This is a genomic window from Mycobacterium barrassiae, from assembly GCF_025822765.1.
Classification (GTDB): domain Bacteria; phylum Actinomycetota; class Actinomycetes; order Mycobacteriales; family Mycobacteriaceae; genus Mycobacterium; species Mycobacterium barrassiae.
In genome coordinates, this window is sequence record NZ_JACKUK010000025.1 from 149,957 (window position 1) to 170,963 (window position 21,007).

Genomic DNA, 21,007 nt, shown 5'->3' on the forward strand with positions numbered 1-21,007 from the left:
ACAACAAGCGTGCAGTCGGCGAATGGATGAGCTGAGGTTCGACGGCCGGGTGGCCGTCGTCACCGGCGGCGGTAGGGGACTGGGCCGCTCGTACGCTCTGCTGTTGGCGTCACGGGGCGCGAAGGTCGTCGTCAACGACCTCGGCGGCAGCCTGGCGGGAGGAGATGTGGACGCCGCACCCGCCGACGAGGTGGTGCGCGAGATCACCGCTGCGGGTGGCCAAGCCGTCGCGAGCACCGACTCGGTGGCCACGCCGGAGGGCGGTAAGGCGATCATCGACACGGCCCTGGACAACTTCGGCCGCGTCGACATCCTCATCCACAACGCCGGAAACGTCCGGCGCGCCCCGTTGCGCGAGATGAGCTACGAGGACTTCGAGGCCGTCGTCGACGTCCACCTTCGCGGTGCATTCCACGCGGTGCGGCAGGCATTCCCGGTGATGTGCGACGCGGGCTACGGCCGCATCGTGTTGACGTCGTCGATCGGCGGCCTTTATGGCAACCACGGCGTCGCCAGCTATGCGGTGGCCAAGGCGGGAGTGATCGGATTGTCGAACGTGGCGGCGATGGAAGGGCTCGAGTTCGGCGTGCGGAGCAACGTGATCGTGCCCGCCGCCGTCACGCGGATGGCGGAAGGTATCGACACGTCGGCCTATCCGCCAATGGGACCTGAACTGGTGGCGCCTGTTGTCGGTTGGCTGTCGCACGAAACATGTTCGATCACAGGGGAAATCATGGTCGCGCTCGCGGGCCGAGTGGCCACCGCCGTGGTGGCGGAGACACCGGGGGTATATAGACCGTCGTGGTCGATCGAAGATGTCGGCGAGAACATGACGGCGATCCGCGACGACACGCAGCCGCTCGTCTTCCCCGTGGTACCCGACGGCCACGGCGACCACATCCGATACAGCTTCGCGATGGCGAAACAGGAGGCAAACCATGCCTAGCGGCCCGTTGGCGGGTGTGCGGGTGGTCGACCTCACCGTGATGGTGATGGGGCCGTACTGCACGCAGATCATGGCGGATATGGGCGCCGAGGTGATCAAAATCGAACCGCCGCAAGGTGATAACACGCGATTCATCTCCGTCGGTCCGGAATCAGGCATGAGCGGGGTGTTCGTCAACGTCAACCGCGGTAAGCGTGGCATCGTCCTGGACCTGCGAACCGACGAGGGCAAGGCGGCGCTGCGCGCACTCATCGAACGCGCCGACGTTTTCATCCATTCGATGCGCGCCAAGGCGATCGCCAAGTTGGGTTTTGGATACAACGACGTCGCTGCGATCAATCCGTCCATCGTGTACACGAACTGTTACGGATACGGCCATCGCGGACCCGACCGCGACCGCCCCGCCTACGACGACACGATTCAGGCCGAATGCGGGATACCCGCCGTGCAGGAACAACTGACGGGGCAGGCCGACTACGTCGGCACCATCATGGCCGACAAAGTCGCAGGCCTTACCGCGCTGTACGCGACGACGATGGCACTGTTCCACCGGGAGCGCACCGGAGAGGGACAGGAAGTCGAGGTCTCGATGTTCGAGACCATGGCATCATTCATGCTGGTCGAACATGCCAACGGCGCCATGTTCGACCCTCCGCTGGGACCGGCCGTGTATCCACGCACGGTGGCGCCGAATCGCCGCCCGTACCGCACCAGCGACGGATACATCGCGGCCCTGATCTACAACGACAAACACTGGAACGCCTTCGTCAACGCGGTACAGCCCGCGTGGAACGACGACAAGTACGCCACACTTGAACTGCGTGCCAACGACATCGACGCCGTGTACGGGCTGTTGGCCGAGACCTTGAAGGAGCGCACCACCGAAGAGTGGCTGACGCTGTTCAGTCAGCTGGAGATCCCCGCCGCGCCGCTCAACACCCCCGATGCGTTGTTCGACAACCCGCACCTCAACGCCGTCGGCCTGTTCGAAACGGTGGACACCCAACACGGACCGGTGCGGTTTCCCGGTGTGCCGACGTGGTTTTCGCGCACGCCCGGCCGGGTCGGCGGTCCCGCGCCGCGGTTGGGTGAGGACACCGACGACGTCCTCGCCGAGCTGGGGCTCGATGGCGCCGAGACCACGGTTTCTGACGGGAATCGACCGGAATCCATCAACAACCGTGGTCTCGGCGCATCGGAGGCGGGATAGGCCATGGACTTCGAAATGGGACCGCGGGCCGACGCGTTGCGCACCGAGCTGCGCGAGTTGGTGAACAACAATGTGCCCGAACACTTTCTGGGCGCATTCACCGATGATCCGGCCGACCTGGAGACCGCTCAGACGTTCTGCCGGCTGCTGGCCGAGCGCAATCTGCTCTGTCTCTCATGGCCCGAGGAGTTCGGCGGCGGTGCGGCATCGGTATGGGAACAGACCGTGGTGCGTGAGGAGATGTGGGCGCACCACGAACCGCGCGGTGCCCAGTACATGGGGGTCAACTGGGTCGGGCCGATCATCATGCGGCACGGGACCGAGGAACAGCAGCGCAAGCACTTACCCCCGATCGCCCGCGGTGAGGTCATCTGGTGCCAGGGCTTCTCCGAACCAGAGGCCGGCTCGGATCTCGCGTCGCTGCGCACGACCGCCCGACGTGACGGCGACGGCTGGCTGGTCAGCGGTCAGAAGATCTGGACGTCCTACGCGACCATGGCGCAGTGGTGCTTCCTGCTGGCGCGGACGTCGAAAGGTGAGAAGAAACAACAGGGTCTGACAATCTTCCTGGTGCCGATGGACGATCCGGCGATCCAGGTGCGCCCGATCCGCTGCATGATGGGGCCGCACCACCTCAACGAGGTGTTCTTCGACGACCTGCGGGTCACCGAGGCCGACGTGCTCGGCGCCGTCGATGCGGGCTGGTCGATCGTGCAGGACGTCATGTCCTTCGAGCGGGTGGGCATCGCCCGGTATGCCCGGTGTGAGCGCCTACTGGGTGCAGCGCCAACGGTTCTCGGGGACCGCTGGGACCAGCTGCCCGCCGAGCTTCGCGGTCGGTGGGTGCGCATGCTGACGCACTGCCGTCGGGCACGCCTGATGGCGTATCGGGTGGTCTCCCTTCAGGACAGCGGACGCATCCAGCCCGGCGATGCGGCGGCGTACCGGATCGCCGTCACCAAGCTCGACCAGGACAGTGCCGAGGTGCTGATGGATATCGCCGCAGAGGTCAAGCACGACGATCCTCGCGCCAAGTGGTTCCTCGGCGAGGTCGAGGACCACTGGAAGTACTCGCAGGCGTCCACCGTGTCGTCGGGCAGCATCGAGATGCAGCGCATCCTGCTGTCACGCTCCCTGCTGGCGGCCGCGAAATGATCCTCGACCTCAGCGACGACGCCAAAGAGTTTGGACACCAGGCTCTTCGGGCGTTCGAGTCAGCTGGTGGCGATCAACTGGTCCAGGACGCCGAAGCCAAACCGGCGAGCCGCGAAGCGCTGGTCGGCCCCGTCCTTGCCGGACTCGGTGCGTGGGAACTCGATCCTCGCAATGACACTGACGGTCTGGAGGCCGCCGCGGCGCTGTGCCGCAGCGCAGGGTATTGGGCGGTACCGTACCCCGTCGCCGAACGCCTCGCCGCACCCGCCGATCTCGACCTCGATGGACTGACCGTCGTCGCGGGTCCTCGCCCATCCGGCGCGCTCGCAGGCCTCGAGTCCCGCTGGGCCGCAGTGACACTCGACGGCGCCCGATCCCAGGTCACGGCTCAAGGGCCGGTCGGTCCGGCATTCGTCACCGAGCTCGAGCTGTCCGCGATCGACGATGGCGGTGCGGGTGATGTCGCGCTCGGTCTCGTGCTGCCATGCTGGACGCTGCTTGGCATGCTGGACCGCGCGATCGAGCTCACCGTCTCGCATGTCAGTCTGCGCAAGCAGTTCGGGCAGACGCTGTCGTCGTTCCAGGGTGTGCAGTTCCAGCTCACCGAAGCCGAGGTCGAACGCAGCGGCCTCGACATCCTCGCCAAGTACGCGCTGTGGAGCGCCGGATCGGGTAAGCCCGAAGCGCTCGACGACGCCTTGGCGCTGCGGATGTCGGCGATCGAGGCGGCAGAGGTCGTCTTCCGGGTGTGTCATCAGCTGCACGGCGCCGTCGGGTTCTGCGACGAGACCACGCTCTCCTGGCTGTCGCGCTACAGCCAGCCGCTGCGCCGACTGCCGCTCGGGCTCTCGGTCACGCGCGACGAACTGACCCGCAGGGTCGGCGGATCAGGTTTGACGGGGCTGTTCGCATGAAGGTCGCGGTGATCGGCACCGGGTTCGGCAAGCACGCCGCCGCGCCCGCCTATCAGAGCCTGGGTTTCGACGTCGAAATCGTCAGTCCTCGCGACGATTCCGCGGTGCAGAAGGCGATCGCGTCCAACGCCGACCTGATCTCCGTGCACTCACCGCCGTTCATGCATGTCAACCACGTGACGGCCGCGATCGAGCACGGCCATGCGGTGCTGTGCGACAAACCGTTCGGCCGTAACGTCGACGAGGCCCAGCAGATGCGCGAGTGTGCGCGCGCGGCCGGCACCCTCGGTTTCCTGAACTTCGAGTTCCGCTTCAACGACTCCTGGTCCCGGCTCAAAGAGTTGGCCGACACGGGAACGATCGGCGCGCCCACGCATCTGAGTTTGACGTTCTTCGGCAGCGGTCTGCGCGGGCGTAAGTACGGCTGGATCAACGACCGTGAGTTGGGCGGCGGGTGGATCGGGGCGTACGGCTCGCACCTGATCGACTTCACCCGATGGCTGCTCGGCAGCGAGGTCGCCGACTGCGGCGGTGTCACCCGGATCGAGGAGCCCGAGCACCTCGACGCCGACGGATTGCCGCGCACCGCGACCGCCGAAGACGCGTACTCGGCCTGGTTCGTCATGGAAAACGGTTGCACCGCAGTCCATGACACCGCGTTCGCCGCGGCCGTTCCGGCCACACCACGTGCGACCCTGATGGGCAGCGCGGGCTCGATAGAGCTGATCGGCGACACCCAGCTCGTCGTGCGGCGAGCCGGCGAAGCGCCCGAGACGATCGAGTTCCCCGCCCCGCCCCGCAAGGCGCCGCCGCCCGCGCTGTCGACCTTCTTCGGCAAAGTGGCAGAGGCGCTGCGGACAGGCACCCAGATCACTCCCTCTTTCGATGACGGTGTGGCCGTCGCACACGCGATGGACCGGCTGCGGGCGGCGGCCTCATGAGCGCGGAATTGGAACAGTTCCGGGAAGAGGTGCGCGCGTGGTGCGCCGACAACGTCCCCCGTGACTGGCGCCAAAGCCAGACCGGCGCCACCGAGAAGGAGTTCGTGGCATTCCAGAAGGCGTGGTTCGCGACGCTGCACAGCGCCGGCTACGCCGTCCCGCACTGGCCGCGGGAGTGGGGCGGCGGGATGTCGGTCGGCGAACAGGTCGTGCTCTACCAGGAACTGGCCGCCCACGACGCGCCCCGGCTGGTGCTGGCCTTCGTCGGCATCCATCACGCCGCGTCGACACTGTTGGTGGCCGGCACCGATGAGCAACGCGCCCGACATCTTCCGGCGATCCTCGACGGCGAGATCTGGGTGCAGGGGTTCTCCGAACCCGAGGCGGGATCCGACCTGGCGAGCCTGCGGACGTCGGCGCGCCGGGAGGGCGACCACTACATCGTCAACGGCCAGAAGTTGTGGGCCAGTGGCGGTATGCACGCCGACTGGTGCCTGCTGTTGGCCCGCACCGATCCCGATGCTCCCAAGCGCAAAGGCATTTCGTACTTCCTGCTCGACATGACGACACCCGGAGTCGAGGTGCGCCCGATCCGCAACGCGATCGGAGATTCACACTTCTGCGAGATCTTCCTCAACGACGTCAGGATCCCGGCCGCCAACCTGGTCGGCGCGGAGAACGCGGGATGGCAGGTTGCGCAGGCGACTCTGGGCGCGGAGCGGGGCATGACGATGCTGGAGCTCGCCGAGCGTCTCGGCAACGCCGGCTTCAACTGGTTGCTGCAGAGCAGTCCGATCGACGATCCGGTGGTGGCGGACAAATTGGCGCAGTTCGAGATCGAGATCACCGGTTTGCGGGGAATGTGCCGGAAGGTCGTAGAGGACAGCGAGAACCCAGCAAACGGCGTCACAGGCCCGGCCGACGCGTCCATCGTCAAGCTGTTCTACAGCGAGCTGTTGCAGCGGATGACGGACTTCGGTGCGGAGATCGGCGGGCTGGCCGCTCACACCGAGTTGGCGAAGCCGATGTCGAGCGGCTGGGAGTCTGGCGCCTGGGTGCTCGACTTCATCGGATCATGGGAGTGGACGATTCCCGGTGGGGCGAGCGAGATCCAGCGCACCATCATCGGCGAGCGTGGGCTGGGGCTGCCGCGGGAACCGAGTGCAGTCTGATGGCCGATTATTCGGAGTTCCACGACGAGCTGCGTTCGGTCGCAGGCGATCTGCTGGCCAAGAACCGCGAGGTGGACTGGCAGGCGCTCGTCGACGCGGGCTGGGTCGGGCTGGAAGTGCCCGAGCAGTTCGGAGGTGCGGGTGCGACGTTCGCCGAAACGGCGGTGCTGTGCGAGGAGATGGGTCGCGCCGCGAGCGCAAACAGCTTCCTCGGCAGCGCCGTGCTCGCTGTGGGGGCACTGAACATGCTGGAGCCTAGCGACACCCGCGACCACTTGCTCGCCGAGGTGGCATCCGGTGAGGTCAGGATCGCCGTGGCATTCGAACCGCTCGATTTCGTCCCTGACGCCGACGGCGCCGAACGCACGCTGGTGATCGTCGATGATCGTGTCGTCGTCGCGGATCCGTCCCTTACACCCCAACCCGTGGTCGACGAAACCCGCCGCTTGGCGATCGTCGGCACCGTGGACGGAGGCGAGGTCCTGCGTTTCCAAGACGATCCGTCCGGTGCGATGAAGCGCCTGCGCAATAGGGCCGCGGTAGCCGTCGCCTGCGACAGCCTCGGTATTTCGCAAGCGATGCTGGACGCGACGGTCGGCTACGTGAAGGTGCGCGAGCAGTTCGGCAGGCCCATCGGATCGTTTCAGGCTGTCAAGCACGCCTGCGCCGACATGCTCGTCGCGATCTCCGTCGCGCGCCAACTCGTCACCGCCGCAGTGCAAGCTGTCGCCGAGGACCAAGACGCCAGTGTGGCGGCCGCGATGGCGAAGTCGTACGCGTGCGCATCGGCCGTCGACATCGCGGGCAAGGCCATGCAGTTGCACGGCGGCATCGGATACACGTGGGAGAGCGGTATCCACGTCTACCTCAAACGTGCCGCACTCAACCGTTCGCTGTTCGGATCTCCTGCAGCACACCGCAGAGAGCTAGCCAAACGCTATAAATAATAAGGAGTTTCACATGGGTGTACCCGTCTACAAGCGCATTCTCGACCTGTTCGAGGCCGAGGGTGTCAACACGCTGTTCGGCATCCCCGACCCGAACTTCGTGCACATGTTCGCCGAGGCCGAAGCCCGCGGCTGGTCGGTGGTCGCACCGCACCACGAGCTCAGCGCCGGGTTCATGGCCGAGGCCGCGTCACGGATGACCGGTAAGCCGGGACTGTGCATCGGCACGCTCGGCCCGGGGATGGCGAACATCGCGGGTGCAATCCAGTGCGCACTGGTCGAGAACTCCCCGGTGATCTTCCTCGGCGGGCAGCGGGCCCGCGTCACCGAGCGGCGCGTACGTCGCGGCCGCATCCAATTCGTCCAGCAGGAGCCGCTTTTCGAGGCGTCTGTCAAGTACAGCAGCTCGATCGAGTACGCCGACCAGACCGACGAGATCATCCGCGAGGCCATCCGTCGCTCCATGTCCGGCACACCCGGGCCGAGCTACGTCGAATACCCGTCGCATGTCATCCTCGAAGAGCTCGACGTCCCGGACCCGTTGCCGCCCAACCGGTATCGGCTTGTCAACCAAGGCGCCGGCGCCCCTGAAATCGCTGCGGCCGCAAAGCTGATCCGCGAGGCGAAGAGCCCGATCCTGTTGGTGGGTCACGGTGTGCACACGTCGCGCACCCAGCAGGAGGTCAAGGAACTCGCGGAGCTGATGAACTGCCCGGTGATCCAGACGTCGGGCGGCACGTCGTACATCCCGGGACTGCAGGATCGGACGTTCCCGTACTTGTTCTCGCCGGCCGCCAACGAAGCCGTCGAAGAGTCGGACCTCTGCGTCGCGCTCGGAACCGAACTCGGCGAGCCCATGCACTACGGCAAGACGCAGCACTGGGCTGGAAACGACGCCAACCGTAAATGGATCTACGTCGAGCAAGACCCCGCCGCCATCGGCGTCAACCGCCAGTTCGACGTGCCGCTCGTCGGCGATCTGCGCGGGGTGGTACCGCAGTTGGTCGAGGCGCTCAAAGACACCCCGCGCAGCCCGTCGCCCAACCTCGACCGCCTCGTCAAGGCCGACGCCGAGGAACTGGCCCAGCTCGCCGAGTCTGCGCCGTCGGGACGTTCGCCGATTCACCCGGCGCGCTACGTCGTCGAGGCCACCAAGGCGTTCAACGAACTCGACGACGCCATCCTCGTGCGCGACGGCGGCGCGACCGTCATCTTCCAGTGGACCTACTCGCAGTCCAAACCGCGCGACGTGATCTGGAACCAGAACTTCGGCCACCTCGGCACCGGCCTGCCGTACGCGGTGGGCGCCTCGGTGGCCGAAGGCCGTAAACGGCCGGTGATGTTGCTGACAAGCGACTCGGCGTTCCTGTTCCACATCGCCGAGTTGGAGACCGCCGCACGGGAGGGCGTGCCGCTGGTGTGCGTCGTCGGCGTCGACCATCAGTGGGGCCTGGAGGTCGGTGTGTACAAGCGCACGTTCGAGCAGCCGTCCCCGCAGCCCGGCGTGCACTGGAGCAAGGACGTCCGCCTCGACAAGGTCGCCGAGGGCTTCGGCTGCCACGGCGAGTACGTCGAGAAGGAAGACGAGATCGGGCCGGCCATCGCCCGCGCCTACGCCAGCGGCAAAGTCGGTGTGGTGCATGTGTGCATCGACCCGAAGGCCAACTCCGAGGAGATGCCCAAGTACGACCGATTCCGCACCTGGTATGCAGAAGGTACCCAGTAGGGGACGGTTTTAGGGAAAGGTAGAGCCATGCGTGAATATCTGAAGTTCTACATCGACGGCAAGTGGGTCGACCCCGTCGAGCCCAAGACCCTGGACGTCGACAATCCGACCACCGAGCAGGTCTCCGGCAAGATCGCGATCGGCTCCCCGGCCGACGTCGACAAAGCCGTCAAGGCCGCCAGGAAGGCTTTCGCCACCTGGTCGGTGAGCACTCGCGAAGAGCGACTGGACCTCCTGCAGGCCATTCTGGCCGAGTATCAGAAGCGGTCGGCCGACCTCGGCGAAGCGGTGACCGAGGAGATGGGTGCGCCGCCGTCGCTGGGCTCGGGCACCCAGGTCTACCTCGGCCTCGGGCATCTCAACAACGCGATCGACGCGCTGAAGAACTTCGCGTTCGAGGAGCCGCGCGGTCAGGCGCTGATCCTCAAGGAGCCGATCGGCGTGTGCGGTTTGATCACTCCGTGGAACTGGCCGATCAACCAGATCGCCTGCAAGGTGTTCCCGGCGCTGGCGACGGGCTGCACGATGGTGCTCAAGCCGTCGGAGGTCGCGCCGTATTCCGGCCAGATCTTCACCGAGGTGATGGACGCCGCCGGGGTGCCCGCGGGCGTGTACAACATGGTCTTCGGGGAAGGCGCCGGTGTCGGCGCGGCGATCTCGAGTCACCCCGATATCGACATGGTGTCGTTCACCGGCTCGACCCGTGCGGGCATCGACGTGGCGAAGAACGCCGCGGCGACGGTCAAGCGGGTGACTCAGGAGTTGGGCGGCAAGAGCCCGAACATCGTGCTCGACGACGAGAACTTCGCGCAGAACGTGGCGGCGGGCGTGCTGGCGATGATGCCGAACTCCGGTCAGAGCTGTAACGCGCCGTCGCGCATGCTCGTGCCCAAGTCGCGTCGGGACGAAGCCATCGCCGCCGCGAAGGGCGCCGCCGAGCAGGTGAAGGTCGGCGATCCCTCAAACAAGACGGCCATCGGGCCCGTCGCGTCGAAGGCGCAGTTCGACAAGATCCAGGGTCTGATCCAGAAGGGCATCGACGAGGGCGCGACATTGGTCGTCGGCGGTCTCGGGCGGCCCGACGGGCTGGAGAAGGGCTACTACGTCAAGCCGACGGTGTTCGCCGACGTCACCAACGACATGACGATCGCGCGTGAGGAGATCTTCGGCCCGGTGCTGTGCATCCTCACCTACGACGACATCGACGACGCCATCGAGATCGCCAACGACACCGACTACGGGTTGGCGGGTTATGTCTCGGGCGCCGACCTCGAGGCGGCGCGCGCGGTGGCACGCCGGATCCGCGCCGGGCAGGTCGCGATCAACCATGCCTTCGACCTGAACACGCCGTTCGGTGGCTACAAACGCAGCGGCAACGGTCGCGAATGGAGTGAGTTCGGCTTCGACGAATACCTGGAGATCAAGGGCACTCTCGGCTACGCACCGGCCTAACGCTCGAGACTACGGCTTAGGTCTTGAGCAGCGGCCGCAGATCGTCGAGGCGGTCGAAGAGATGCCAGATGTACGACGACGACCCGTTCTCGCGGTGGGCATGCAAGTCCGCGAGTTCGGGGTCGTTGCAATAGCCGTCGAACGCTTCCCTGGAGTCCCATTCGACGAGGATCAACACCTTGCGCGGTTCGATGTCGCCGGTGATCGCGTCGCTGAACTGACCGAGCGCGACGACGCGGCCGCCGTGTTTGGCGACCTCCTGCGGTGAGCGTCTCGAATACGCGAGGTACTCGTCGCGGTCGGCGATGTCGAAGAGGTTGAGCGCGTAAACCGTCACGTCCGTGACGGTACAAGGCGTCACCTCCAGGACGCGAGCAGACGTGAAAACCCCCTTTTTGGGACAAATTTGGGGGTGTTTGTGTCTGCTCGGCAGCGGGCGTGATGAGTTTCTGACGCGGCGGTGGTCTGCATCGGTGACTGATCCACCACCTCGAAGGAGACCACTATGCCCGTCCGCACTACTACCCCCGTCGGCGCACCGATCTGGATCGACCTGGCCTCGTCGGATGTCGACCGCTCCAAGGAGTTCTACGCCGCGGTGTTCGGCTGGACTTTCGAGACGGCCGGGCCCGAGTACGGCGGCTACGTCAACGCGTTCTGCAACGGGAAACCCGTTGCGGGCCTGATGTTCAACGATCCGCAGTGGAACAGCCCGGACGGGTGGACCACCTATCTGCACACCGCCGACATCACCGCGACGCTGGACAAGGCCATCGCCGCGGGCGCGGGCACCTGTGCTGACGGGGCGAAGCCGATGGAGGTCAAGGACAAGGGCTGGATGGGCCTGTTCGCCGACCCGACGGGTGCGTTCGTCGGCCTATGGCAACCGACGGGGCACCGGGGCTTCGAAGTCGTCAACGAGAACGGCGCCCCGACATACTTCCAACTGACCAGCCGCGACCACTGCAAGGCACTCCGCTTCTACAGTGAACTCTTCGATTGGCAGGTCGACAACGTCTCCGACACCGACGAATTCCGTTACAGCACCGCCAACTTCGACGGTGAAGCGCTGCTCGGCGTGATGGAGATGGATGCCGATCCCAACTGGTGCTTCTTCCTCGGCGCCGATGACGTCGACAAGACCGTGCAGTTGGTTCTCGACAACAGGGGCAGCGTCATCCGCGGCGCGGAGGACACGCCCTATGGCCGGTTGGCCGCCGTCGCGGATCCAACCGGCGCGAACTTCAACCTGTCGTCGCTGAGCTAGGCGATCTTCAGCGAGTCGGCGCCGCCGACGTAGACGATCCCGGACGGGTTGGCTGCGTTGGCGGCGTTGACGATCGCCCCGGCGAACGTCGGGTCGCCTGCGTTGCCGGAAACGACGGTGAGATGCACGCCGGCACTGCGGAATTCCGAACGCATCGCATACAGGGCGGTCTCGCCCGCCCACTTGCTGGCGGCGATGGCCGTCTGTCCCTTGGGCACTGCCCGATGGGGGAAGAAGTGAGCCGCATGGCTGGTGACGAAGATGATGTGGCCGCCGGCGGGCATCAGCGGAACCGCTCGCAGCGCAAGCCGACGCTGGGCATCGCGGTTGAGGCGCTTGGCACGTGCGAGGTCGACGCCGAGGGCGGGGCCGACGGATGCGTTGAGGATCAGCGCGTCGAGTCGCCCGAAGCGAGCGGCGATGGTGTCGATCATCGCGGCGGACTGGATCTCGTCGGAGATGTCGGCACCCAGCGTCGAGGCATGCCCGCCGGCGCTGCGGATGGCTCCGGCGATCGACTCCGCGCGTTCGGCGTTCTGCCGGTAGTTCACGACGACATGGGTGTCGGGGCTGGCGAGCTTCTGCGCCACCTCCGCGCCGACGCCCCTCGAGCCGCCGGTGACCAGGACGATTCGTGTAGGTACCTGATGCATATCCGGTTCCTTCCGTCGCTGTAGATGCGTGCGCCTGAGGACCTACCGTACACCAATTTTTAAGAAAAATAAGGATTAAATAAGGTCACAATAAGGCAAAGGTCCGGTGGAGGTTTGGCGGGCAGATCGACGCTGGGGCAATTCCTCGACCGATGAGGATCGGCGGTACGAAGTGTATTTTCGACGCTGTACTGCACAAATAGCAAAATTCTGATCTTGAACATATGCTCGCCCGATGGGTCTCGCGAAGTACGTTGGTCGGGTTGGCGCGTTGGCGGTGGCGTTGGGTGTCGGTACGGCGATTTTGAGCCTGCCTGCGGTCGCAGGGGCCACGACGGACAGCGACTCGACCTCGTCGGACTCTTCCTCGAACGACCCGTCGTCCAGTAGCGGTCCGTCGACCGACTCGCCAAATGACCCGTCGGTTGACTCCCGAGACTCCGACAGCTCGAGCACCGGTTCCGGCTCCTCGACGACCGGGAAGAACGCTGGTGGGCCGACGACCACGACCGGCAATGGAAGAACACCCGGCCAGAAAGACACCGACCCGAAGTCCGAGAAGGACGGGGACGCGAAGGCCGCCGATAAGAAGGACGACGACGAGAAAGATGCCGCCAAGGAAAGCGCGGTTGAGAAGGTCACGGTTGAGAACGACGAGAAGGACGAGAAGGGCGCGCCTGAGAAGGACGCTGACGAAGCGGTCCCGCTGAAGCCGAATCCATCACCAGAGATCACGGTTGAGATCGTCGAACCGCGCGCCGGTGGCAGCGATCGCTCGCAGCAGCAGAACACCCAAGTCGATGTGCCGGAGCCGCCGCGACAGGTCGTCATCGGGGATGAGGTGATCGAGCCGCAGGTGTCGACGACTCCGCTCATCATCAAGTCGAGAGTCGAGATCTTCCAGGCGGAGCCGGGGGCCGTGACCACTGATCCGGAGATCGTTGACGAGTACGAGGAACCCGTTTTCGTCACGCTGGCCACCGGGCTATGGGGCGGGGTGGCGCCGGGTTCGGAGGAGGACCCCACCGCACCGATCGAATCGCCTGCGATGTTGGCGTTGTTCGCGTTGACTCGGCGCACCGAAACCGAAGACGTCGCGATGCGGTCCGCCGAGGAGTTGTCGGCGGCCAACGCGCTCGTGTCCATCTCGGCAATCCAGCCCGACCCGCCGGTCGTATTCATGATCTGGATCGGGGATTTCACGTTCTCGTCGACCGGGTGGGGTTCGTTCGCACTCTCGATCGGCCCCGGCTCGAACGCGTACGCCAGCGGTTGGGGCAGCTACGCCATTGCTATCGGGGTGAATGCTTCGGCCACCGCAAAAGGCGGAGTCGGCAACAGGGCCTTCGCGTGGGGCACGAACGCGACGGCGACCGCGGGCGGCGACGGGGAGGGCAACGACTACAACCGTGCGATCGCATTCAACGGCGGCACTGCGCTCGCGGGAAATGCGGGCGACGACAACGATTTCAACTATGCGATCGCCAATTACGGCGGCAGAGCCCTCGCCGGCAGTGGTGGATGCGGGTGCCAAGGCCAGGGCAATGACAGCAACTTCGCCAGTGCCAGCGGTGCTGGGAGCTTGGCTCACGCCGGATACTTCGGGGAGCGGAACAACGGCAACCACGCGACAGCGACCGGTGGAGGGATCGCGGTAGCAGGGGCGTTCGGCGACGGCAACACCGGCAACGTGGGTTCCGCCGCTGGTGTGGGGAGCCTCGCCTTCGCAGGGGCTGACGGGAATGACAACTCCCGCAATAGTGCAACTGCGACCGGTGGAGGCTTCGCCGAGGCGGGTGTCGTGGGCGACAACAACAGCGGCAACGTCGCCAGCGCCGCCGGCTTCGAGAGCTTGGCTACCGCAGGGTCCGGCGGGTACGACAACTCGGGCAATACCGCGACCGCGACAGGTGGAGGTATCGCTGAGGCGGGCTTCAATGGCACCGGCAACGTCGGCAACCTTGCCAGCGCCGGCGGTCTCGAGAGCAAGGCTGTCGCGGGATCCGACGGGAGCGGTAACACCGGCAATAGCGCGACTGCGACCGGGGGCGCTGTAGCTGTGGCGGGCGGCGGTGACTGTGGGTGCGTAGGCGGCAACGACAACGCCAACAACGTCGCCGTCGCCGACGGTGTCGACAGCTGGGCGTACGCCGGGTTCGGCGGCGAGCGGAACATCGGTAACAGGGCGACTGCGACCGGAGGCGGGTTTGCGATGGCAGGCTCGTTGAACAATGACCTCCACAATTACTTGGCGGTGGCGGGCCATGGCGAAATAGTGCTGGTGCCCTGAGTTCTGATCGCCGCGCCGCGCGACCACCTGGTCCATGATGGATGGCGTGGAGTCGACCCGGGTAGATAGATGGCTGTGGTCGGTTCGCCTTGTCAAGACGCGGCCCGACGCCGCCGACGCGTGCCGGGGCGGGCACGTACGGGTGAATGGCCGACCCGCCAAACCCGCCACCCCGGTGTCGCCGGGCGACGAGGTGCGCGCGCTCGTCGGTCAGACCATGCGAGTGGTCGAGGTCGTGCGGGTGATCCAAAAACGGGTCGGTGCGGCCGACGCGGCGACGTGCTTCCTCGACCGGACTCCTAAACCCGAGCCCACCGAATCGATTGCGGTCGCCGTCCGTGACCGCGGTGCCGGGCGGCCGACAAAGCGCGACCGCCGACGACTCGACAAGCTGCGTGCCGGCCGGTTCTGATCAGTCGGCCCCGAGTGCGAAGTCGGCGAAGTCGAATCCGGGAACCACGACGCAGCTGACGAGGCACGGTTGGTCGTCCCGCGGGCGGGCCCGCTGCCAGTGTCCGGGCGGAATGACGATCTGAGGACTTTCACCGGCCTCGATGTCGGCGCCGAGCAGATGTGTTGTGGCGGTGTCCTGTTCAGGGCCGAACTCGAGTAGCAGCGGGCCGCCGGAGTGGTAGAGCCACACTTCGGCGCTGCGCACGGTGTGCCATGCCGACTGCTGACCAGGCATGAGTAGAAACAGGATCGCGGTTCCCGCGTTGCGCGGGCCCGCGTAGTCCGGAGGCAGCGCCGACTGAGGCACCGTCAGATCGCTGCGCCACGTCTCCTTGAACCAGCCGCCCTCGGGGTGAGGAGCCAGGTCGAGGCGGCGTGCCAAGTCGGGAAGTTCGGTCATTGCCATACCGTAGTCTCGACGCATGTCGCGCCTGCGCCCTGGTTGGCTGGTCGCGCTGTGTGCGGCCATCATCGTGGTGAACGCGTGGCTGCCCTGGCTGACGGCTACCGGCGCGCGCGCGAGCGCGGTCGGCGGCGTGGTCGGCGACATGGACGAATTGCGGAACCGGCTCGCGGGCTTCGGCGTCGGTCAGCTCATCGTGTTGCTGGGCGCGACGCTTATCGTCGCGGGTGCGATGGCGGCTCGCGGGCTCTCGGCCCGGCTGGCATCATCAGCAGCGCTGGCCATTTCGGTGCTGCTGGTGGTTCTCACGGTGTTTTACTACCGGCTCTACGTGTACACGCCCGTATCGGCCGGCTACGGCCTCTACATCGGCGGTGTCGTGGCGATCGTGGCGGCGCTACTGTCGGTGTGGGCGATGGTCGCCGCGTGGTCGGCGGCAGCGGCACGGACGCGATGAGCGGCTTCGTCGAACCGGTGTCGCTGACCGGAGAGCGCTGGGTGAAGCTGGAACCGCTTAGCCGAGAACATGTTCCGGAGATCAGGGCGGCCGCGGCCGACGGTGAACTCGGACGCCTCTGGTTCACGGCCGCACCCGCCCCGGACGAAGTCGATCGGTGGGTCGACGCGCGGTTGGCGGTGCAGACGCCCGAGACCGGGCTGACGTTCGTTGTTCGGCGACTGGACGGGACGTTCGTCGGCTCGTCGAGCTACATGAGCGTCGACCCGGCCAACCGGCGACTGGAGGTCGGCAACACCTGGTACGTCGAGTCGGCGCGACGCAGCGGCGTCAACAGCGAGACGAAGCTGCTGATGCTGGGTCATGCTTTCGACGAGTTGGGCTGCGTCGCAGTCGAGTTCCGCACACACTTCTTCAACTTCGCCAGCCGAAACGCGATCGAACGGCTGGGGGCGAAGCTCGACGGCGTGTTGCGCAGCCACCAGGTGCTCGCCGACGGGTCGCGGCGCGACACCGTCGTGTACTCGATCCTGGATATCGAATGGCCGTCGGTGCGCAACAACCTGCTGTTCCGGCTCAACCGTCACGCGTGACGGGCAGCCAAGCGCGCCGAAACTGCGGACAGATCGCGCGTAAGGGCTGAATCGCGATCTGCCCGCAGTCTCGATCGTGCGGTTATGCGGAATCGACGGTGGTCGCCTCAATCGACTGCTGGCGGCCCCCGTGCGCGACCTCGATCTTGCGCGGCTTGGCCTTTTCGGCGATCGGGATCGTCACGGTGAGCACACCGTTCTCGTACGTCGCCGAAATCGCATTGGCGTCAACACCTTCGCCCAGCGAGAGCTGCCTGCGGTAGGTGCCGAAGAACCTCTCGTTGGCAAGCCACTGGACCGAATCGTCCGAGCGAGCGGTGCGATGTGCCGAGATCGTGAGGGTGCCATTGTCGACATTGATGTCGACCGACCCCGGGTCGACACCCGGAAGATCGGCGGTCAGCAGGTAATGGTCATCGATCTTGCACAGGTCCATCGGCATGAAACGAGGGGCGCGATTTGATCCGGTCTGTGCAGCAGACAACAGTCCCCGGGTCAAGGCATCAAAGTCGCTGAACGGATCAAAACGGAGCACAGCAATCCACCTCCTATTTCTCGGGCCCGCCACCCTGGCGGGCGACTAAATCACTGTGCACCTGCAATGTTAGCACTCTCATGACGGGAGTGCTAACAAATTTTCGCGCTAAATCTGCAGCGCTTCGACGGCCGAACCCCGCAGCGGCTCGGTGCACTGGTCGCACGTCAGAACCAACTCGAAGGGGCTGTCGCACGCCGTGTGTGTGAGTGTCAACGCCGGCCCTTCGGGCGCCTGATACCACCGCTGCGCCCACGCCAGGGCGGTCACCAGCACCGGAAACAGCGCGCGACCCTTCTCGGTCAGCTGGTACCTGTTGTCCACCACCGTGAACACCCCGTTTGCGGTGAGGATGGACAGCCGGTCGGCGATCGAACCGGGCGGGGCGCCGAGCTGGGTCTGGAACTCGGTGAACCGGCTCATCCCGACGAACGCGGCGACCAGCAGTGCGAAGCCCCAGCGGTTGCCCATGATGCTCATCGTCTGCGGGAACAGTCCTGCGGCCGGGTCGGATTCCGAGCGTCGTCGAGTGGTCGCCGACGGTATCGAGCGCGCCCATGAGCCGCTCGGCCCCCATTGTGCGACAACGTCTTTCTCGCTCGCCGCCTCGTCGCACGCACCGCATGTGACCACCGGACTGAAGTCGCTGCCGCACGCGGTGTGGCGCATCGCGGGCAGGGGATCGGCGTGTTCGGGCACCCAGTGCCGCTCCCACTCCCAGATCGACACCAGCACCGGCCACAGCGACCGGCATCGCTCCGTGGGAACGTACTCGAATCGCGACGGCTTCGACTGGTAGGACCGACGTTCGAGCAGGGCCTCGTCGGTCAGCGACCGCAGCCGCGCGGTCAGCACCGAGTTCGAAATGGGCAGTCGCGCATGGAAATCGCCGTACCGGGTGGCCCCGAGGAGGGCTTGCTGGATGACGAGCAGCGTCCATTCGTCGCCGAGCAGTCCCAACATCCGCGCGACGGCGTTGGGACCCGGCTCGGCCATCTACAGGCCGATCGCGCCGGCCGCATTGTCGGCGTCTCGCCAACGACGCAACTCCGAACCCGATGCCCAGGTGGAGTGCGTCCCGCTGGAGATCCGTTCCGGCAGTGCGAGTTTGCATACCGGACCGTCGGCGACCCGGGCCGCGTCGAACACCAGGCAGTACGACGCGTCGGCATTCATGTCGGTGGTCAGCGTCACCAGGTAGCCGTCGTCCTCCGAGCTGCCGCCGACGCGCGGAGCCATCGCGGTCTCGCTGCCGTACACCCCTTCGTCGAAGGCGAACCGCTCCTCGGCGCCGGTCGCAAGGTCGTGCTTGACCAGCCCGTCGAACAGGAACCAGCCCGGCTTACCTGTCGCGGCGTAGGCATACCGGTACTTGCCGCCGGCGTAGCCGCCGTTGATCATCCCGAATTCGGTGATGGAGTCCGACAACTGCTCCTCGCGCGTCTCCCCGGTCACGAGGTTGAACCGCCAGCGGTGCAGGCGGGTCTGCAAGCCGTCGAGGGAGAGGTACCGGAACATCTTCTGGTACAGGTCGCCGGTACCCACCGGCGTGGGATCGCCCTGGAAGAAGCCGTCGAGCACGATCTCGTCGCCGTCCTCGTAGGCGTTGGTGAAGTGCAGCACGAATGTCGGGTCGGCCTCGAACCACCGGATGTCCTCGGGTCCGCCGCGGCGCGGGATGACGGCGAAGCGTGACGGCATATCGCGGTGGAAGCCGGGCAGGTGGACGTTGGCCTCCAGCAGCTTGGGGTCCCAGAACAACGGGAAGTCGTTGAGGATGGCGTAGTTCTCGGTGAACGCCATGTCGTGGGGGAGTCGCGGGCCGGGCAATGGAATGTCGGTGAGGTGCACCAATTCATCGGCCGCGTCGACGACGCCGTAGCGCATGTACGGCGCCTCCTTGCTGTAGGAGAAGAACAGCAGTTCGCCGGTGCGGTCGTCGACCTTCGGATGAGCCGACACCCCCCAGTCGAACGGGAAGCCCCCGTTGAACTCCTCCTTGCCGAGAGTGGTGCCGGAGAACGGATCGATACGGTAGAGGTCACCGCACTGGTAGTGACTCGTGAGGGCCGTGCCGCGGTGGACGATCACGTCGGTGCTCGACGCGTCTTTCATCAACGTCCTTGCGCCCCAGCCGTAGTCGCGCTTCGCGATCTGGACCGGCTCGGCCAGGCCGGGCCACAGCGGACCGCCTTCCTCGTTCTCCGCGACAAAGCCATCGGTTTGGACAAACCTGTTGCGGTAGAACGCCTTACCGTCCCGGAAGCCGACGACGTGCACCATCCCGTCCCCGTCGAACGGATGGTAGAACTTCAGCGCGGGATGCAGTGGGTTCTCGGTGTTGCGTAGATACACGCCGTCGAGGTCATGCGGGATCTCGCCTTCGACGGCCTGTAGGTCGTCGGCGTCCCACTCGGTGGTCTGGGGGCGCCACGGCCCGGTGCGGTAGGGATGGTCGTCGTCCTCCGGCAAGGTGGACAGGTACTTGCCGACGATCTCCACGTTCGCTGTGGTCATTTCACTCCTCGTACGACGAAGCTGACGGTGGTGGCGGTGCTACCGCCGAAGTTCAAGGTGCCGAACGTGTTTGCGCCCTCGACCTGGTACTCGCCTGCGGTGCCGCTGACCTGTTTCGCGGCATCCAGCAGCATCCGGATGCCGGACGCGCCGACGGGGTGACCGCCGCCGATCAGGCCACCGCTGGGGTTGATCGGCAGGCGGCCGCCGATCTCGATCTCGTTGTTCTCGATAGCTTTCCATGATTCGCCGGGTCCGGTGAGGCCGATGTGGTCGATCGCGAGGTACTCGCTCGGGGTGAAGCAGTCGTGGACCTCGAAGCCGTCCACACCGTCGAGGGTGACCTTGGCGCGGTCCAGCGCATCGAGCACTGCGCGTCGCACGTGGGGCATGACGTACGGATCGCCGGCGGAGCGGTCGAGTTTCTGCTGCAGTCCGAGGCCGACGGTGCGATGGCCCCAGCCGTCGATCCGCCCGATCGGACGCGCGTCGGGGTGGTCGCGCAACCAGTCGTCGGTGACGAGGACGATCCCGGCGGCGCCGTCGGTCATCTGGCTGCAGTCGAAGCGACGTAGTCGGCCCTCGACGATCGGGTTCGTCTCGTCGTCGTCCGTCAGAGGATCGGGCACCGTCCAATCGCGGGTCTGCGCGTTCGGATTCTTGCGTGCGTTGGCGAAGTTGAGTTGAGCGATGGCACGCAGATGGCTCTCGTCGATGCCGTAGCGGCGGTCGTATTCGGCGGCGACATGGTCGAACATGTGCGGCCACATGTACTTGGCGTCGGCGCCTTCGTGGTCGGTCCACGCGGCGGCGCCGAGGTACTGGGCGGCGGTGTCTCCTGCCACCGTCTTCTCCAGTTCGACGCCGACGACGAGTGCGGTTCGGTAGGCGCCGGAGCGGAGGTCCGCGATCGCTGCGAGCGCCGCGGTACTGCCCGACGCGCATGCGGCTTCGTGCCGCGAGGCCGGGGTGTCCCACAGTCCGGGGTTCACGGTCGCGGGCATGGCGCCGAGGTGGCCCTGCCGAGCGAACAGCTCGCCGAACGCGTTGCCGAGGTGCACGACCTCGATTTCGGAGGCGTCCACCCTGGCCGCCGACAGCGTCGACTCCACGACCTCACTGGTCAGGTCGGCGAAGTCGTGGCCTTCGCGGCTGCGGTTGCGGGCGAAATCGCTCTGATACCCGCCGAGGATCCAGACCATGATGCCGACGGTACTACAACTAAGAGAGTGACTAAAGCCCGGCGGGCAGGAGAACGGCCCCGCCGGCTCGAGGTCTGAACCGACGGAACCTCGGCTGAAGCGACGGTCGACCGCCACCCCAGCTTGTCTTGCTCATTGCCCGCTGAGTTCCATGACAAACGGGTTGGTCGGCAT

General features: G+C 66.0%; 21 protein-coding genes. 14 read left to right on the forward strand and 7 right to left on the reverse strand.

Annotation, left to right across the window (positions count from 1 at the left end; translation table 11 throughout):
- Window positions 1–22: 22 nt before the first annotated feature.
- The 9 genes from H7J93_RS15385 to H7J93_RS15425 are packed head-to-tail and all read left to right on the forward strand — an operon-like array spanning window position 23 to window position 10,463.
- On the forward strand, window positions 23–946 hold the full coding sequence (locus H7J93_RS15385) for an SDR family NAD(P)-dependent oxidoreductase (protein ID WP_267307172.1): 924 nt from the start codon (window positions 23–25) through the stop codon (window positions 944–946).
- Window positions 939–2,156 carry a CaiB/BaiF CoA transferase family protein gene (locus H7J93_RS15390; RefSeq protein ID WP_267307173.1) on the forward strand — a complete coding sequence of 406 codons (1,218 nt, stop codon included), beginning with the start codon at window positions 939–941 and terminating at the stop codon, window positions 2,154–2,156. Before H7J93_RS15385 ends, H7J93_RS15390 begins: the two co-directional genes overlap by 8 nt.
- A gap of 3 nt (window positions 2,157–2,159) precedes the next feature.
- Window positions 2,160–3,311, forward strand: a complete 1,152-nt coding sequence (locus H7J93_RS15395) for an acyl-CoA dehydrogenase family protein (protein WP_267307174.1) — start codon at window positions 2,160–2,162, stop codon at window positions 3,309–3,311.
- Complete coding sequence (locus H7J93_RS15400) at window positions 3,308–4,225, forward strand: acyl-CoA dehydrogenase family protein (RefSeq protein WP_267307175.1); 918 nt, start codon at window positions 3,308–3,310, stop codon at window positions 4,223–4,225. Before H7J93_RS15395 ends, H7J93_RS15400 begins: the two co-directional genes overlap by 4 nt.
- The gene (locus tag H7J93_RS15405; RefSeq protein ID WP_267307176.1) at window positions 4,222–5,166 is read left to right on the forward strand and encodes a Gfo/Idh/MocA family protein; all 945 of its coding nucleotides are present in this window, start codon (window positions 4,222–4,224) and stop codon (window positions 5,164–5,166) included. Before H7J93_RS15400 ends, H7J93_RS15405 begins: the two co-directional genes overlap by 4 nt.
- Entirely contained in the window at window positions 5,163–6,338 is a 1,176-nt protein-coding gene (locus H7J93_RS15410; RefSeq protein ID WP_267307177.1) for an acyl-CoA dehydrogenase family protein, read from the forward strand. Before H7J93_RS15405 ends, H7J93_RS15410 begins: the two co-directional genes overlap by 4 nt.
- Window positions 6,338–7,285, forward strand: coding sequence for an acyl-CoA dehydrogenase family protein (locus H7J93_RS15415; RefSeq protein WP_267307178.1), 948 nt, complete (start codon window positions 6,338–6,340; stop codon window positions 7,283–7,285). Before H7J93_RS15410 ends, H7J93_RS15415 begins: the two co-directional genes overlap by 1 nt.
- Before the next feature lie 13 nt (window positions 7,286–7,298).
- Entirely contained in the window at window positions 7,299–9,011 is a 1,713-nt protein-coding gene (locus tag H7J93_RS15420) for a thiamine pyrophosphate-binding protein (RefSeq protein ID WP_267307179.1), read from the forward strand.
- A gap of 27 nt (window positions 9,012–9,038) precedes the next feature.
- A complete protein-coding gene (locus H7J93_RS15425; protein WP_267307180.1) occupies window positions 9,039–10,463 on the forward strand; it encodes an aldehyde dehydrogenase family protein in 1,425 nt (474 codons plus the stop codon).
- 16 nt (window positions 10,464–10,479) lie between these two features.
- Here H7J93_RS15425 and H7J93_RS15430 read toward each other — a convergent pair whose 3' ends face one another.
- The gene (locus tag H7J93_RS15430) at window positions 10,480–10,800 is read right to left on the reverse strand and encodes a DUF1330 domain-containing protein (protein ID WP_267307181.1); all 321 of its coding nucleotides are present in this window, start codon (window positions 10,798–10,800) and stop codon (window positions 10,480–10,482) included.
- A 168-nt stretch (window positions 10,801–10,968) separates the two neighbouring features.
- Between H7J93_RS15430 and H7J93_RS15435 the strand changes: the two genes are divergently transcribed.
- Complete coding sequence (locus tag H7J93_RS15435; RefSeq protein WP_267307182.1) at window positions 10,969–11,730, forward strand: VOC family protein; 762 nt, start codon at window positions 10,969–10,971, stop codon at window positions 11,728–11,730.
- On the opposite strand, the gene H7J93_RS15440 is transcribed toward H7J93_RS15435, so the two are convergent.
- Entirely contained in the window at window positions 11,727–12,383 is a 657-nt protein-coding gene (locus tag H7J93_RS15440; RefSeq protein WP_267307183.1) for an SDR family oxidoreductase, read from the reverse strand. The genes H7J93_RS15435 and H7J93_RS15440 overlap by 4 nt on opposite strands.
- 235 nt (window positions 12,384–12,618) lie before the next feature.
- On the opposite strand from H7J93_RS15440, the gene H7J93_RS15445 reads away from it, so the two are divergent.
- Together H7J93_RS15445 and H7J93_RS15450 are read left to right on the forward strand one after the other, a co-directional pair.
- Entirely contained in the window at window positions 12,619–14,673 is a 2,055-nt protein-coding gene (locus H7J93_RS15445; RefSeq protein ID WP_267307184.1) for an autotransporter outer membrane beta-barrel domain-containing protein, read from the forward strand.
- Window positions 14,674–14,707: 34 nt separating this feature from the next.
- A complete protein-coding gene (locus H7J93_RS15450) occupies window positions 14,708–15,085 on the forward strand; it encodes an RNA-binding S4 domain-containing protein (protein ID WP_267307185.1) in 378 nt (125 codons plus the stop codon).
- Here the strand turns inward: H7J93_RS15450 and H7J93_RS15455 are convergent, their stop codons facing one another.
- Window positions 15,086–15,526, reverse strand: coding sequence for a cupin domain-containing protein (locus H7J93_RS15455; RefSeq protein ID WP_267307186.1), 441 nt, complete (start codon window positions 15,524–15,526; stop codon window positions 15,086–15,088).
- Window positions 15,527–15,548: 22 nt separating this feature from the next.
- Here H7J93_RS15455 and H7J93_RS15460 point away from each other — a divergent pair, with 22 nt between their 5' ends.
- Window positions 15,549–15,986: a hypothetical protein gene (locus tag H7J93_RS15460; protein ID WP_267307187.1), complete on the forward strand. Its 438-nt coding sequence runs from the start codon at window positions 15,549–15,551 to the stop codon at window positions 15,984–15,986.
- Window positions 15,983–16,579 (forward strand): GNAT family N-acetyltransferase, encoded by a 597-nt coding sequence (locus tag H7J93_RS15465; RefSeq protein ID WP_267307362.1) that lies wholly within the window; start codon window positions 15,983–15,985, stop codon window positions 16,577–16,579. Before H7J93_RS15460 ends, H7J93_RS15465 begins: the two co-directional genes overlap by 4 nt.
- Window positions 16,580–16,661: 82 nt before the next feature.
- Here H7J93_RS15465 and H7J93_RS15470 read toward each other — a convergent pair whose 3' ends face one another.
- The 4 genes from H7J93_RS15470 to H7J93_RS15485 form a co-directional block, all read right to left on the reverse strand.
- Window positions 16,662–17,114: an Hsp20/alpha crystallin family protein gene (locus H7J93_RS15470; RefSeq protein WP_267307188.1), complete on the reverse strand. Its 453-nt coding sequence runs from the start codon at window positions 17,112–17,114 to the stop codon at window positions 16,662–16,664.
- A 108-nt stretch (window positions 17,115–17,222) separates the two neighbouring features.
- Window positions 17,223–18,110: a winged helix-turn-helix transcriptional regulator gene (locus tag H7J93_RS15475; RefSeq protein WP_267307189.1), complete on the reverse strand. Its 888-nt coding sequence runs from the start codon at window positions 18,108–18,110 to the stop codon at window positions 17,223–17,225.
- Window positions 18,111–19,631, reverse strand: coding sequence for a carotenoid oxygenase family protein (locus H7J93_RS15480; RefSeq protein ID WP_267307190.1), 1,521 nt, complete (start codon window positions 19,629–19,631; stop codon window positions 18,111–18,113). It lies immediately after the preceding gene.
- Window positions 19,628–20,833, reverse strand: a complete 1,206-nt coding sequence (locus H7J93_RS15485) for an acetyl-CoA acetyltransferase (RefSeq protein ID WP_267307191.1) — start codon at window positions 20,831–20,833, stop codon at window positions 19,628–19,630. Before H7J93_RS15485 ends, H7J93_RS15480 begins: the two co-directional genes overlap by 4 nt.
- Between the last annotated feature and the right edge of the window lie 174 nt (window positions 20,834–21,007).